This window comes from Mycobacterium sp. NGS26 (assembly GCF_059813025.1).
Genome location: NZ_JCALDU010000001.1, coordinates 1,183,837 through 1,196,346 on the forward strand (window position 1 = coordinate 1,183,837; position 12,510 = coordinate 1,196,346).

General features: G+C 69.7%; 14 protein-coding genes, 1 tRNA gene and 1 pseudogene. 5 read left to right on the forward strand and 11 right to left on the reverse strand.

What is annotated here, in order from left to right; genetic code table 11:
- Window positions 1–435: 435 nt before the first annotated feature.
- The 4 genes and pseudogenes from AC5Y6X_RS05805 to AC5Y6X_RS05820 all read right to left on the reverse strand — a co-directional run.
- Window positions 436–1,422, reverse strand: a pseudogene (locus AC5Y6X_RS05805) (13E12 repeat family protein); the annotation flags it as partial.
- Between the two features lie 101 nt (window positions 1,423–1,523).
- A tRNA-Ser gene (locus AC5Y6X_RS05810) sits at window positions 1,524–1,613 on the reverse strand.
- A 29-nt stretch (window positions 1,614–1,642) separates the two neighbouring features.
- Complete coding sequence (locus AC5Y6X_RS05815; protein ID WP_499985103.1) at window positions 1,643–2,104, reverse strand: nucleoside deaminase; 462 nt, start codon at window positions 2,102–2,104, stop codon at window positions 1,643–1,645.
- Window positions 2,101–2,622, reverse strand: coding sequence for a tRNA adenosine deaminase-associated protein (locus AC5Y6X_RS05820; RefSeq protein WP_499985104.1), 522 nt, complete (start codon window positions 2,620–2,622; stop codon window positions 2,101–2,103). Before AC5Y6X_RS05820 ends, AC5Y6X_RS05815 begins: the two co-directional genes overlap by 4 nt.
- A gap of 131 nt (window positions 2,623–2,753) precedes the next feature.
- On the opposite strand from AC5Y6X_RS05820, the gene AC5Y6X_RS05825 reads away from it, so the two are divergent.
- Window positions 2,754–3,698, forward strand: coding sequence for a prephenate dehydrogenase (locus AC5Y6X_RS05825; RefSeq protein ID WP_499985265.1), 945 nt, complete (start codon window positions 2,754–2,756; stop codon window positions 3,696–3,698).
- On the opposite strand, the gene AC5Y6X_RS05830 is transcribed toward AC5Y6X_RS05825, so the two are convergent.
- The 5 genes from AC5Y6X_RS05830 to AC5Y6X_RS05850 are packed head-to-tail and all read right to left on the reverse strand — an operon-like array spanning window position 3,661 to window position 7,717.
- Window positions 3,661–4,215 (reverse strand): putative glycolipid-binding domain-containing protein, encoded by a 555-nt coding sequence (locus AC5Y6X_RS05830; RefSeq protein ID WP_499985267.1) that lies wholly within the window; start codon window positions 4,213–4,215, stop codon window positions 3,661–3,663. The two genes, AC5Y6X_RS05825 and AC5Y6X_RS05830, sit on opposite strands and share 38 nt — an antisense overlap.
- Before the next feature lie 46 nt (window positions 4,216–4,261).
- Window positions 4,262–5,008, reverse strand: coding sequence for an ABC transporter permease (locus AC5Y6X_RS05835; protein ID WP_499985106.1), 747 nt, complete (start codon window positions 5,006–5,008; stop codon window positions 4,262–4,264).
- On the reverse strand, window positions 5,005–5,694 hold the full coding sequence (locus AC5Y6X_RS05840; protein ID WP_499985108.1) for an ABC transporter permease: 690 nt from the start codon (window positions 5,692–5,694) through the stop codon (window positions 5,005–5,007). Before AC5Y6X_RS05840 ends, AC5Y6X_RS05835 begins: the two co-directional genes overlap by 4 nt.
- 2 nt (window positions 5,695–5,696) lie before the next feature.
- The gene (locus tag AC5Y6X_RS05845; RefSeq protein ID WP_499985109.1) at window positions 5,697–6,797 is read right to left on the reverse strand and encodes an ABC transporter ATP-binding protein; all 1,101 of its coding nucleotides are present in this window, start codon (window positions 6,795–6,797) and stop codon (window positions 5,697–5,699) included.
- The gene (locus AC5Y6X_RS05850) at window positions 6,794–7,717 is read right to left on the reverse strand and encodes an ABC transporter substrate-binding protein (RefSeq protein WP_499985111.1); all 924 of its coding nucleotides are present in this window, start codon (window positions 7,715–7,717) and stop codon (window positions 6,794–6,796) included. Before AC5Y6X_RS05850 ends, AC5Y6X_RS05845 begins: the two co-directional genes overlap by 4 nt.
- 93 nt (window positions 7,718–7,810) lie before the next feature.
- On the opposite strand from AC5Y6X_RS05850, the gene AC5Y6X_RS05855 reads away from it, so the two are divergent.
- Complete coding sequence (locus AC5Y6X_RS05855) at window positions 7,811–8,173, forward strand: LapA family protein (RefSeq protein WP_499985112.1); 363 nt, start codon at window positions 7,811–7,813, stop codon at window positions 8,171–8,173.
- On the opposite strand, the gene AC5Y6X_RS05860 is transcribed toward AC5Y6X_RS05855, so the two are convergent.
- The gene (locus AC5Y6X_RS05860; protein WP_324679715.1) at window positions 8,170–9,216 is read right to left on the reverse strand and encodes a phosphotransferase family protein; all 1,047 of its coding nucleotides are present in this window, start codon (window positions 9,214–9,216) and stop codon (window positions 8,170–8,172) included. The genes AC5Y6X_RS05855 and AC5Y6X_RS05860 overlap by 4 nt on opposite strands.
- 9 nt (window positions 9,217–9,225) lie before the next feature.
- Entirely contained in the window at window positions 9,226–9,834 is a 609-nt protein-coding gene (locus AC5Y6X_RS05865) for a histidine phosphatase family protein (protein ID WP_499985114.1), read from the reverse strand.
- A 90-nt stretch (window positions 9,835–9,924) separates the two neighbouring features.
- Here AC5Y6X_RS05865 and AC5Y6X_RS05870 point away from each other — a divergent pair, with 90 nt between their 5' ends.
- The 3 genes from AC5Y6X_RS05870 (at window position 9,925) to AC5Y6X_RS05880 (ending at window position 12,497) form a co-directional block, all read left to right on the forward strand.
- Window positions 9,925–10,614, forward strand: coding sequence for a class I SAM-dependent methyltransferase (locus AC5Y6X_RS05870; RefSeq protein WP_499985116.1), 690 nt, complete (start codon window positions 9,925–9,927; stop codon window positions 10,612–10,614).
- Between the two features lie 70 nt (window positions 10,615–10,684).
- Complete coding sequence (locus AC5Y6X_RS05875) at window positions 10,685–11,731, forward strand: phosphotransferase family protein (protein WP_499985118.1); 1,047 nt, start codon at window positions 10,685–10,687, stop codon at window positions 11,729–11,731.
- Window position 11,732: 1 nt separating this feature from the next.
- The gene (locus AC5Y6X_RS05880) at window positions 11,733–12,497 is read left to right on the forward strand and encodes an SDR family NAD(P)-dependent oxidoreductase (RefSeq protein WP_499985120.1); all 765 of its coding nucleotides are present in this window, start codon (window positions 11,733–11,735) and stop codon (window positions 12,495–12,497) included.
- Window positions 12,498–12,510: the final 13 nt, after the last annotated feature.

Sequence of the window (12,510 nt, forward strand, 5' to 3'; positions counted from 1 at the left end):
CGGATGGTTCCCATGTTCACGTGGTTCCGATCGGTGAGGGAGGCACCCAGCTTTGCCCCGGTGGCCCCAGCGGGGTACGCCACAGACCATTCCCCGCCGGCTGCCACCCACCCCCGGTTGGGGCGGGCAGCGGACGCGTCCGTTCGCACTGCATTCGCGTGCACCACAACCGGTCCGATATCCGCCAGGTTTCAGACCGTTCCACCTAACGAGGGATCAGACGCTGGTTTCTTGCGTATACCTTCTCACCTTGCTCACCACACGCCACGCCATCTGGCAGTGCTGACGCGCTGTGGCTTTGTCAGGGCCGCTTGCCACCGAATCCCTCTCGATCCCTACGAGATTCGGCTGCCCTCAGCTTTATCCGACCGCTGTGACGGCCGGAAATCGGAGGTCTTTCACCTCCGATCGGATCTCACGCGCCTCATGGCGCACATGTTGGAGGTGATGAGCGTGCAGACCCCGGGTGGCCCCGCAGCCGGGAACCGCGCAGGTGGGGTGACGGTGCTCAAGCGCGCGGCGCAGCCGCCGGTTGATCAGCCGGGTGGTGCGCCCGGCGCCGATGGGCTGACCGTCACGTTCGAACCACACCTCGGCCGTGGCGTCACAGGCCAGGTAGCGGCGTTCGGCGTCGGTGAGCAGCGGACCCAGATGCAGCGCGGCGAGGCGCTGGCCGATGTCCAGATGCATCACCACGGTGGTGTGCTGGCCGTGCGGGCGCCGCGCCGCCTCGGCGTCCCACCCGGCCTCGACCAGCCGCATAAACGCCTCGATGGTGCAAGGCAGCGGCGGCGCGTGATCCGATGCCGGCCCGTGGTTGTCGCGGTCGTGTTTCCACTCGGCGATCAGCGCATCCAAATGCGATTGCAGCGCCGCGTCGAACTTGGCCGCGTCGTCGTGGCCGAGTTTGATCCGATAACACGCGGAATTCTCATCGGCGGTCTTGGTGATCGAGCGCGCCGGTGGTGTCCAGCACTCGGGATCGGGGGGCTCGGGTTCGGGTCGCGGTTCGAGTTTGACCGCGGTGCGCAACTGGCCCACCGTGGCCACGGCGGCCAACTGCGCGTAATGCTCATCGGATCCATCGCCGGCCCGCCCGGCGATCACGCCGACCTGATCCAGCGACAGCCGGCCCTCCCGCATGCCCGCCACGCAGCGCGGAAACTGCTCAACCCGGGCCGCCACGGTCGCGATCGCGTGGGCGTTGGTCGACGACAAACCCAGCTTCCAGGCCACCAACGCCGGTAGCGAACGCGCGCCGGTGGCACCCCACAACTGGTCACCATCAATCTCGGCGACGATGTCCACGATGCGCCCATCAATCGCGTTGCGCTGACCGGCCAACTCCGCCAACTCCTCAAAGAGCACCCCCAGCCGATCGGCAGGACGCAACTCCGAGTCAAGCGCTGCGGTCGACGACATGACCACATCAAAGCAGGGAGGTACGACAAGTCCCGGCCACGATCCCGGGGTGCGCGCCGTCCGATGTCTCGCGACATCACAGTGGCGGTGGCGGAGGTCTGTGGCGGTGGCGGAGGGATTTGAACCCTCGGACGGTGTTAGCCGTCACACGCTTTCGAGGCGTGCTCCTTAGGCCGCTCGGACACGCCACCGCCAGGCAGCTTACCGAACCGTCCCCGCCTCACCCCAATCGCTGGCGGGCGAAGAAGGCCTCCAGGGGCGCGGCGCACTCCCGCGCGAGCACGCCGCCGCGCACGGCCGGGCGATGGTTGAGCCGACGGTCGCGGACCACGTCCCACAGCGACCCGACCGCCCCGGTTTTGGGTTCCCAGGCGCCGAAGACCAGGCGCTCGATGCGGGCCAGCACCAGCGCGCCCGCGCACATGGTGCACGGTTCGACGGTCACGGCCAGCGTGGTGCCCTGCAGCCGCCACCCGTCGCCGAGCGCCGCGGCCGCAGCCCGCATCGCCAGGATCTCCGCGTGCGCCGTCGGATCGCCAAGGGCCTCACGGGCATTCACCGCGCGGGCGAGTTCGGTTCCGTCGGGGCCGACGACCACCGCACCGATCGGGACGTCACGGGGACCAGCCGTCGCGGCGACCTCCAGCGCGGTGCGGATCAGGTCTTCGTCGGAAACACTCACCGACCGAGCCGGTCGAGCACCGCCGACAGCTGGTCGGCGAAGCCCATCTCCCGGGCGATGCGGCCCAGCTGCTCGTCGGCGTACAGGTCGGACTCGTCGAGGATGACGCCCAATACCGCCTCGGGCAGCCCGACGTCGGACAGCAACCCCAGGTCGCCCTCCTCGAACGGCTCGGCGTCCTCGAGGTCCTCGGGATCGATGTCGGCGTCGAGGTTGTCCAGCACTTCGGCGGCGATGTCGTAGTCCAGCGCGGCGGTGGCGTCCGACAGCAGCAGCCGGGTCCCCGACGGCGCCGGGCGCACGATGACGAAGAACTCGTCGTCGACGTCGAGGAGCCCAAACACCGCTCCGGCGCTGCGCAGTTCGCGCAGCTCCGTCTCGGCGGCCGACAGGCTCGTCAGCGACTTGGATGCCATCGCATAGCAACGCCACTGGCCCTCTTCGCGCACGACCGCGACGCCGAAGCCGTCCGGTATGTCCGCGGACGGGCCCTGTGCGGAGGCCCGTTGTGCTCCCATGGCCGCCTACGCTAGTCGCTGACCAGGCCCCTTGACCAGACAGACGGACCCGGGCGCGCGAACCTGAACCCCCACGGCGCGGCGGACTGTGCCAACCTTGGACTGTGGCCCGGTCTGCGAGAAATACCCCGCTGTGCGTGCTCGGTCTGGGACTGATCGGCGGCTCGATCATGCGGGCGACGGCAAAAGCCGGCCGCGAGGTGTTCGGCTACAACCGCTCGGTCGAGGGCGCGCAGGGAGCCAGCGCCGACGGCTTCGACGCCAGCACCGACCTCACCCAAACGCTGACCCGCGCCTCGGACACCGGCGCGTTGATCGTGCTGGCCGTGCCGATGCCGGCGCTGCCCGGAATGCTCGCCCACGTCAGCGAGTTGGCGCCCGACTGCCCGCTGACCGACGTCACCAGCGTCAAGGGCGCGGTGCTCGACGAGGTCGCGGCCGCCGGTCTGCTGTCGCGCTTCGTCGGCGGTCACCCGATGACGGGCACCGCCGAATCGGGTTGGATGGCCGGCCACGCCGGGTTGTTCACGGCGGCCCCGTGGGTCGTCAGCGTCGACGACCATGTGGACCCCGCGGTGTGGTCGATGGTGATGACGCTGGCGCTGGACTGCGGCGCGGTGGTGGTGCCGGCCAGGTCCGACGAGCACGACGCCGCGGCGGCCGCCATCTCGCACCTGCCGCACCTGCTCGCCGAGGCGCTGGCCATCACCGCCGCCGAGGTCCCGCTGGCCTTCGCGTTGGCCGCCGGGTCCTTCCGCGACGGCACCCGGGTGGCCGCCACGGCGCCCGACCTGGTGCGCGCGATGTGCGAAGGCAACTCCGGGCAACTGCTGCCGGTCCTGGACCGGGCCATCGAGCTGCTGAGCCGCACCCGTGACTCCCTCGACTGGGACAACTCGGCGGCCGAGCTCGTCGAGGCCGGGCATGCGGCCCGAACCCGTTTCGACAGCTTCCCGCGTTCCGACATCTTCACCGTCGTGATCGGCGCGGAGAACTGGCGCGAGGAGCTGGCCGCCGCGGGCCGGGCGGGCGGCGTGATCAGATCCGCTCTGCCAACCCTGGATAGTCGACGATGAAGCCGTCGGCGTCGACGCTCACGGTGGTGTCGGCGACCGGTGAGCGCAGCTTGATTTCGTCGAGGCTGCCCCCGCTGGTGTAGTTGACGACGGCCGCGGTGACGGTCATCTCGGGCACGTTCACGTAGACCATCGGCAACGCGATCGACTCGGCGTGGTCGTGCAGCCCGAGGCGCCGGATCGGCAGCGCGTTGAAGAACGGGCTGAACACCACGTCGACGTCGAGGGCGCCGTTGTATCCCGCGCGCGACTCCCCCTGATGGTCGGTCACCAGCCACATGTTCTCTTCGTCGCGGGCGATGGCCAGCTGGCGTTCGCGCTCGGCCAGCGTGACGGTCAGCCCGAACCGCTTGGTGGCGCCGGTGTCGTCGGTCTGCACTTCGTAGAAGGCGCCGAACGCCGGATTGGTGGCGGTGGCCGCGGCCACGATGCGGCCGTTCGCCTTGATTCGCTTGCCGGACACCTGGATTCGCACGGATTCCATGCGGGAGACGTCCTGCGCGCGCCAGGTCAACATCGCCGGCCAGACTCGCGGCGTCGGATCACTGGGGCTGTTCACCCTCCTACCGTAAAGCGTCCCCGCCGACCGCGGCAGGTTTGTCCACAAGTGCGGTCGACGTCACGTGATCTCGGACGCCGACGGCCTTGCGCAGCCGCCCGCTGCCGGGCACCGATACCCACACCGCCAACGCCAGCAGCCCGTCGAGGATCAGCGCCAGCGCCGCCACCGCCAGCGCGCCGACCAGGGCGAGCTGGAATTCGCGCTGTTTGATGCCGTCGATCAGGTATCGGCCCAGCCCGCCGAGGCTGGCGTAGGCGGCCACGGTCGCGGTCGCGACCACTTGCAGCGTCGCGCTGCGCAGCCCGCCCAGGATCAACGGCATCGCGTTGGGTACCTCGACGCGCAGCAGCACCTGGGCCTCCGTCATGCCCATCGCGCGGGCGGCGTCGACCACCGTCGGGTCGACGCTGGCGATGCCCGCGTAGGTGCCCGCCAGCAGCGACGGGATGCCCAGCAGCATCAAAGCGACCAGCGGCGGGCCCAGGCCCAGGCCGAACAGCAGCACCCCCAGCAGCAGCACCCCGAGCGTCGGCAGCGCGCGCAGCCCGTTCACCGCGCCCACCACCAGCAGGGTTCCGCGGCCGGTGTGCCCGATGATCGCCCCGACCGGAACGGCGATCAGTGCCGAGGCGCCCACCGCGATGGCCGAGTACTCCAGGTGCTCCAGGATGCGCGCCGAGAGCCCGACCGGGCCGGTCCAGTTGGCGGCGGTCAACAGGTAGGAGAGCGCCTGCTGCAGGAAGCTCATCGGGCGCCCCCCGCCATCGGCGCCGGGACCGCCCGGCGCCGACGGGGCGGGCGCGCGGCGCGCTCCCAGGGCGTGACCAGGCGGCCGGCCAGCACAATCGCCAGGTCGATGACGATGGCCAGCACGAGCAGTACGACGATGCCGGCGAGGATCTGATCGCTCTTGTTGGTCTGGTAACCCATGGTGAACCAGGTGCCCAGCCCGCCGATCCCGATCACCGAGCCCACCGAGACCATCGCGATGTTGGTCACCACCACCACCCGTAGACCGGCGATCAGCACCGGAATGGCCAGCGGCAGTTCGACTTTCACTATCCGCTTGATCGCCGGATAGCCGACCGCGGTCGCGGCGTCGCGCAGCTGCGCCGGCACGGCGTCCAGCGCATCGAGCACCGCGCGCACCAGCAGCGCGGCGGTGTAGGCGGTCAGCGCGACGATGACGTTGGCCTCGTCGAGGATTCGGGTTCCGATGATCACCGGCAACACCACGAACAACGCCAGCGACGGGATGGTGAACACGACGCTGGCCGTTGCCGTCGTCAGCCGCCGGGCAACCGGGGCGCGCTGCACGAGCACGCCCAGGGGCACCGAGATCGCCAGCCCGATCAGCACGGGCAGCAGCGAAAGCCGCAGATGCACCACGCTAAGCGCCCAGGCGTCGTGCAGATGGGTGAGCAGGTAGTGCATGGTCAGAGCCGCCGCCGGGCTTCCACCGCGGCCAGGACGTCGGTGGCCAGTATGCCGCCGACAACCCTGCCGTCGCGGTCGACGGCGACGCCGATGGCCGAGGGTGAGGACAACGCCGCGTCGAGCGCCTGGCTGAGATTTCCGTCGGGACGGAACTGCGCGCCCAGGGCGCTGATGCTGTCGGACAACGGCGCCCCGCCGCGGTGCCGTCGCCAGCCGTCGGCGTCGATCCAGCCCAGCGGCACGCCGTCGTCGACGACCAGTTTCCAGCCCGCCGTGATCTGCGCGCCGCCGCCGTTGGCCAGGGCGCTCACCGGGATCTGCTCGATGTCGTGCAGCGGCAGCCCGGACGCGTCGATGAGCTGCAGCCAGCGATAGCCGCGGCCGAGGCCGATGAACCGCGCCACGAAGTCGTTCGCCGGTCGCGACAGCAGCCGGGCCGGTTCGTCGTACTGCTGCAGGACGCCGCCGTGTCCGAACACCGCGACGCGGTCGGCGAGCCGCAGCGCCTCGTCGATGTCGTGGGTCACGAACACAGTCGTCTTGCGTAATTCGCTTTGCAGGCGCAGCATTTCGTTTTGCAGCTCGTGCCGGACGACCGGGTCGACGGCCGAGAACGGCTCGTCCATCAGCAGGATGGGCGGGTCGGCGGCCAGGGCGCGGGCCACCCCGACGCGTTGCTGTTCGCCGCCGGACAGTTGCGCCGGGTAACGGGTGGCGAGCCGGGCGTCCAGCCCGACGCGTTCGAGCACCCGATAGGCGGCCCTGCGGGCCGCCCGCCGGCTTTGGCCCTTGAGCACCGGCACGGTCGCGACGTTGTCGATCACCCGTTGATGCGGCATCAGGCCCGCGTTCTGGATGACATAACCCATCCCGAGGCGCAGCTTCACCGGGTCGACCGTGGACACGTCGACCCCGTCCACCGTGATGGTGCCGGAGGTCGGCTCGACCATGCGGTTGATCATCCGCAGCGCCGTCGTCTTGCCGCTGCCGGACGAGCCGACGAACACGGTCAGCTTGCCGTCGGGCACGTCGAGGCTCAGCCGGTCCACCGCGGTGCCGCCGCCGGGAAACACCTTGCTGACGTCGTCGAAGCGGATCACGCCTGCCCCAGCGGATGGTCGAAGCCGTTGTCCCGCACCCAGTTTCGGGCCACCTGGCCGGGATCGACGCCCGAGTTGCCCGCCACCGCGGCATTGAGCGCGGCCACCCCGGGCGAGGTCAGCTTCGCCGAAACCGCGTCGAGCACATCCTTGAGGTGATCGGACTTCTTCTGCGAATTCACCAGCGGCACAATGTTACCGGCCAGGAAGTTGTGCTCGGGGTCCTCCAGCACCACCAGGTGTTCCTGGGGGATGGCCGGCGACGTGCTGAAGATGTTGGCGGCGTTGACCCTGCCCTCGACCAGCGCGCGCACCGTCACCGCGCCGCCGCCGTCCTCGATGGCGACGAAGTTGCCCGGGCCGATGGTCAGGCCGTACTTCTGCCTCAGGCCGGGCAACCCGGCGGGGCGGGCCTGGAAGTCCGAGGGCGCCCCGAACTTCACGTCCGGCGAATGCGCCGCCAGGTCGGCGATCGTCTTGAGGTGCCAGTCCGCGGCGGCGCCACCGGTGACGGTGACCGTGTCCGTGTCGGACGCCGGCGAGGGCGTCAGGATCGACAGATCGCCGGGCAGTCGCTTGTAGAGCTCCAATTCGACGGCATCGAGCATCGTCACCGTGGATTTGGGCTCGAAGTACTGCAGGAGATTGCCGATGTATTCCGGCACCAAATCGATGGAATGGTCCTTGAGCGCCGGGATGTACGTCTCGCGGCTGCCGATGCCCATCCGGCGCCCGACGTCAAACCCGTTGGCCTGCAACGCCTGCGCGTAGATCTCGGCCACGATCTGGGACTCGGGGAAATCGCCGGAGCCCACGACGATGGACTTCATGCTGCGGGTCTCTTCGCCCAGCGGATCCGAATTGTTGCATGCCGCAATCAGGCAAACCGTCGCCAGCAGCGCCGCCGGCAACTTCCTCATACCGGTGACACTAACCGCAGAAACGACGGGGCGCCGCAAGCCTTCCAGCGTGGTGTGGTTTCATTCCGGGCCCGATGGGGCAAAGATGGCGATATGAGCAGCCAAAGCCCCGCCCCGCCCGGCGAGCCGCCCAAACCCGCGCAACAACCGCCGAAGGGCGGGTCGAAGCCGGCGGAACCGGCCATCGGGTTCACCCGCGCCGGCGCCCTGTGGACGTCGCTGATCGCCGGATTCCTGATCCTGATCCTGTTGCTGATCTTCATCACCCAGAACACGGCGTCGACGCAGTTTCAGTTCCTGGGCTGGCACTGGAGTCTGCCGCTGGGAGTGGCCATTCTGCTGGCGGCCGTGGTGGGCGGCCTGATCACCGTCGCCGTCGGGACCGCGCGGATCCTGCAGCTGCGCCGCGCGGCCAAGAAGCACCACGCGGCGGCGGCGCGGTCGGAACGCGGCTAGCCGGACTGCTTGGCGAGCTCGGCCAGCCCGCGGGAGATCAACGGCGCCACCACCTCGGGCGTGTGCTCGGAGTCCGCGCCGCGGGCCTGGTCGGACATGCGCCTGCGGAAGTCGATGCCCGCGGCGATGATGGCGAGCTTGAAGTAGGCCAGGGCCATGTAGAACTCCCAGTGCGCGAGCGCGGTCCCGGCGGCCAGACAGTACCGGTCGGCGAGCTCGTCGGCCGTGGGCAGCAGCGGCGACGTCCACGCGGCCTGCGCGTTGACGATCAAGTCCAGCGCGGGATCGCGGTACACGCACATCAGGGCCGCGTCGGACAGCGGGTCCCCCAACGTCGAGAGCTCCCAGTCCACGACGGCGCGGACGCGCGTCGGGTCGTCGGAGTCCAGGATCGTGTTGTCGATGCGATAGTCGCCGTGCACGATCGAGGTGCGGCTCTGCCGCGGAATGGCTTCGCGCAGACCGGAATGCAGCCGTTCCACGTCGGCGTCGCGGTGGTCGTCGGGCAGCCGGACCAGCTCCCACTGCGAGCCCCAGCGCCGCACCTGGCGTTCCAGGTAGCCGCTGGGCTTGCCGAAATCGCTTAGCCCCACCGCGTTCGGGTCGACGTTGTGCAGGTCGACGAGGACCCGGATCAACGCGTCGACGCAGCCGTCGATGACGGTGTGGCTGAAGGCTTCCAGCTGGGAGCGGCGGCGGACCACTTGCCCGGCAACGAATTCGACGATCTGAAACGGCGCGCCCAGCACCGAGTCGTCCTCGCACAGCGCGATTGCCCGGGCCACCGGCACGGGCGTGTCCTGCAGCGCCGCAACCACCTTGTACTCGCGGGCCATGTCGTGGGCCGACGGCGTCAACCCGTGTAGTGGTGGGCGTCGCACCAGCCAGTTCGTCTTGTCGTCGTAGACCCGGAACGTCAGATTGGAGCGGCCGCCGGAGATGAACTCCGCGCGCAATTCGCCGTCGCGGTCGATGCCGAGCGAGCGCAGGTACCGGTCCAGCGCGGGCAGGTCGAGCCCGTCGAGTCGGTCAGCCGAAGTCACCGAACTTGTTTACCATCGCTGGTTGCGCGGCAACAGGTCCCACACGTGTTCGACCGCGTTGACCGTCGCCACCGTCGCCTGGCCGGAGCGCGAGTACAGCAGGCGCGTCACGGACGCGTAGTCCACGGGGAACGACAACAGCCGGGCCGTCCCGAGGATCTCGTGCAGCAGCAGGTTGATCACCCCGCCGTGGCTGAACACCGCGACGGTGTCTTCGGGATCGGCCGCAGCGACGACATCGCCCACCGCCGCCAGCACGCGCGCCCGGAACGCGTCCTGGTCGACGGCGCTGGGCAGATGGCCCTGGGCCATCCGCTCCCACTCGCGGGGGTTCTCCGCGCGGATCTGCTCGACGGGGATGTAGACGGGAAGATCGCGATCGTATTCGGCGAATCGCTCGTCGACCTCGACGGCCAGCTGCCGGGCCGCCGCGACCGGTTCGGCGGTCTGGATGGCGCGCCGCTGCGGGCTGCTGACCACGCGGGAGATGGGGAACCGGCCGAGCGCCTCGGGCAGGCGGGCGACCTGTGCCATGCCCTCGTCCGACAGGTCGGGGTCGGAGCCCTGGCCGTGTTCGCTGCGCAGCGGCAGCGCGTGCCGGACGAGCAGCACTTGCATGTCTCTCCCTTGCGTCGAGTGGTTGGCTGTGGTTAGGGGCGCCGTTAACTCTCTCACCGCGCCTCGACGCCGGATCTGGAGGAGGGACAGATGACGCAGCCGGGCATGGATTGGGACGCCGCCTACCGACAGGAAGCGCCACCCCCGTGGAGCATCGGCCGGCCGCAACCCGAGCTGGCGGTGCTGATCGACCAGGGCAGGATCCGCAGCGACGTGCTGGACGCCGGCTGCGGCCATGCCGCCCTGTCGCTGGCGCTGGCCGCGCGCGGCTACACGGTCGTCGGCCTGGACGCCAGCGCGACCGCGGTCGAGGCCGCCGCTGCCGCCGCCGCCCAACAAGGGCTGACCACAGCGACTTTCGCGCGGGCCGATGTCACCAGGTTTCGGGACTACCCACCCGGATCCGAGGGCCGCTTCGCCACCATCCTGGACAGCGGGCTGTTCCACGCGCTGCTGCCCGAGAAGCGCCAGGACTACCTGCGGTCGATCTTTCGGGCCGCCGCGCCGGGGGCGTCGCTGTTCATCCTGGCGTTCGTCGCCGGGGCGCTCGGCGAGCGGGCCGACAGCGACGGGCCCGGCCCGCGCGGCTTCACCGAAACCGAGCTGCACGACGCCGTCGCGACGCTTTGGCGCGTCGACGACATCCGCCCCGCGCGGCTCTACGGCAACGCGGCTGCGCTCGCGTCGTCCGGCGGTTCACTGCCCGAGGTCGAGTACGACGGCGAAGGTCACTTCATGGCGCCGGGGTTCCTGCTCAGCGCCCACAAGGCCGAACACTGAAACTCTTCCCAGGCTCGGGAGAATGCTATTCTCTCTGCGGAGAGCGGGGTGTGCGGATGACGGTCGATCGATGAGCGGTGCCGGCGAAACCCAACTGGATCCCGGGGTACTGGGGCGGTGGCTGGATACCAACGACGCGCCCGGCGCCGGCGAAGAACCCTTGTTGGAGCAGCTCAAGGGCGGCTCGCAGAACACCCTGTACCTGATCGAGCGCGGCCCCGAGCGCATGGTGCTGCGGATGCCGGGGGCCCGCGCCGACGCCGCCCGCATCGACGGGCTGCTGCGGGAGATCCGGCTGGTGCGGGCGCTGTCGGGCACCGACGTGCCGCACGCGGCGCTGATCGCGGCCGACGACACCGGCACCGTGCTGGGCATGCCGTTCTACGTGATGCGGGCCATCGACGGGTGGAGCCCGATGGACGGCGGTTGGCAGGCGCCGTTCGACACCGACCTGCAGGCGCGGCGCGGCCTGGCGTTCGAATTGGTCGAGGGCGCCGCCAGGTTGGGCCGGGTGGACTGGCGTGCCCAGGGGCTCGAGGGATTCGGCCGCCCCGACGGGTTTCACGAGCGGCAGGTCGATCGCTGGCTGACGTTCCTGGACGCCTACAAGGTCCGCGAGCTGCCCGGCCTGGACGAGGCCGCCGACTGGCTGCGCCGCAACCGGCCCGCGCACTACCAGCCCGGCATCATGCACGGCGACTACCAATTCGCCAATGTGATGTTCGCCCACGGTGCGCCGGCCCGGCTGGCCGCGATCGTGGACTGGGAGATGACGACGGTCGGTGATCCGCTGCTGGACCTCGCCTGGGCGCTGCTGGGCTACGACGGCGAGGAGCCGCGCGCCGACGGGTTCTATCTGGACATGCGGGGCATGCCGACGCGCAGCGAACTGCTCGAGCACTACGAGACCATCAGCGGGCTGTCCACCGAGAACATCGACTACTACCTGGTGCTGGCCAATTGGAAACTCGGCATCGTGCTGGAGAAGACGTATGCCGCCGGGGTGCGCACCGGGAAGGTGGACCCCAAGATCACCGATACCTTCGGGGCGATGATCCCGGAGCTGATCGCGACCGCGGCCGGGCTCGCCCGGTCGCTGCCGAGCAAGGGGCGCTGAAATGGGTTACGCGGACCAGCTTTTCGACCTCACCGATCGCGTCGTGCTCATCACCGGCGGCAGCCGCGGGCTGGGGCGCGAGATGGCGTTCGGGGTTGCGCGCTGCGGCGCCGACGTGGTGATCGCCAGCCGCAACATGGACAACTGCGTGGCCACCGCCAAGGAGATCGAGTCCGAGACCGGCCGCTCCGCGATGCCTTACCAGGTGCACGTCGGGCGGTGGGAACAGCTCGATGGGCTGGTCGAGGCGACCTACGACGCGTTCGGCAAGGTCGACACGCTGATCAACAACGCGGGCATGTCGCCGCTGTACGACAAGCTGACCGACGTTACCGAGAAGCTGTTCGACGCGGTGGTCAACCTGAACCTCAAGGGGCCCTTCCGGTTATCGGCGTTGGTGGGCGAGCGGATGGTGGCCGCCGGCCGCGGATCCATCATCAACGTGAGCTCCACCGGGTCGCTGCGCCCCAACGGCGGCATCATCCCCTACGCCGCCGCCAAAGCCGGGCTCAACGCCATGACCGAGGGGCTGGCGCAGGCGTTCGGGCCCACGGTGCGGGTCAACACGCTGATGGCCGGACCGTACCTGACCGACATCAGCAAGGCCTGGGGCCTGGAAGACGACGCCACGAACAGGTTCGGCCACCTCTTCCTGGAACGCGCCGGCGAGCCGCGTGAAATCGTCGGCGCCGCACTGTTTTTGGCCTCCGAGGCGTCCAGTTTCACCACCGGCTCGATCCTGCGGGCCGACGGCGGCATCCCCTGAAAGACCCTGCAAA

Coding starts and splice junctions, on each gene's coding strand:
- AC5Y6X_RS05820 (WP_499985104.1), bottom strand. CDS start 2,622: ATGGGAGCACAACGGGCCTCCGCACAGGGCCCGTCCGCGGACATACCG.
- AC5Y6X_RS05830 (WP_499985267.1), bottom strand. CDS start 4,215: ATGTTGACCTGGCGCGCGCAGGACGTCTCCCGCATGGAATCCGTGCGA.
- AC5Y6X_RS05835 (WP_499985106.1), bottom strand. CDS start 5,008: ATGAGCTTCCTGCAGCAGGCGCTCTCCTACCTGTTGACCGCCGCCAAC.
- AC5Y6X_RS05840 (WP_499985108.1), bottom strand. CDS start 5,694: ATGCACTACCTGCTCACCCATCTGCACGACGCCTGGGCGCTTAGCGTG.
- AC5Y6X_RS05850 (WP_499985111.1), bottom strand. CDS start 7,717: ATGAGGAAGTTGCCGGCGGCGCTGCTGGCGACGGTTTGCCTGATTGCG.
- AC5Y6X_RS05855 (WP_499985112.1), top strand. CDS start 7,811: ATGAGCAGCCAAAGCCCCGCCCCGCCCGGCGAGCCGCCCAAACCCGCG.
- AC5Y6X_RS05865 (WP_499985114.1), bottom strand. CDS start 9,834: ATGCAAGTGCTGCTCGTCCGGCACGCGCTGCCGCTGCGCAGCGAACAC.
- AC5Y6X_RS05870 (WP_499985116.1), top strand. CDS start 9,925: ATGACGCAGCCGGGCATGGATTGGGACGCCGCCTACCGACAGGAAGCG.
- AC5Y6X_RS05875 (WP_499985118.1), top strand. CDS start 10,685: ATGAGCGGTGCCGGCGAAACCCAACTGGATCCCGGGGTACTGGGGCGG.
- AC5Y6X_RS05880 (WP_499985120.1), top strand. CDS start 11,733: ATGGGTTACGCGGACCAGCTTTTCGACCTCACCGATCGCGTCGTGCTC.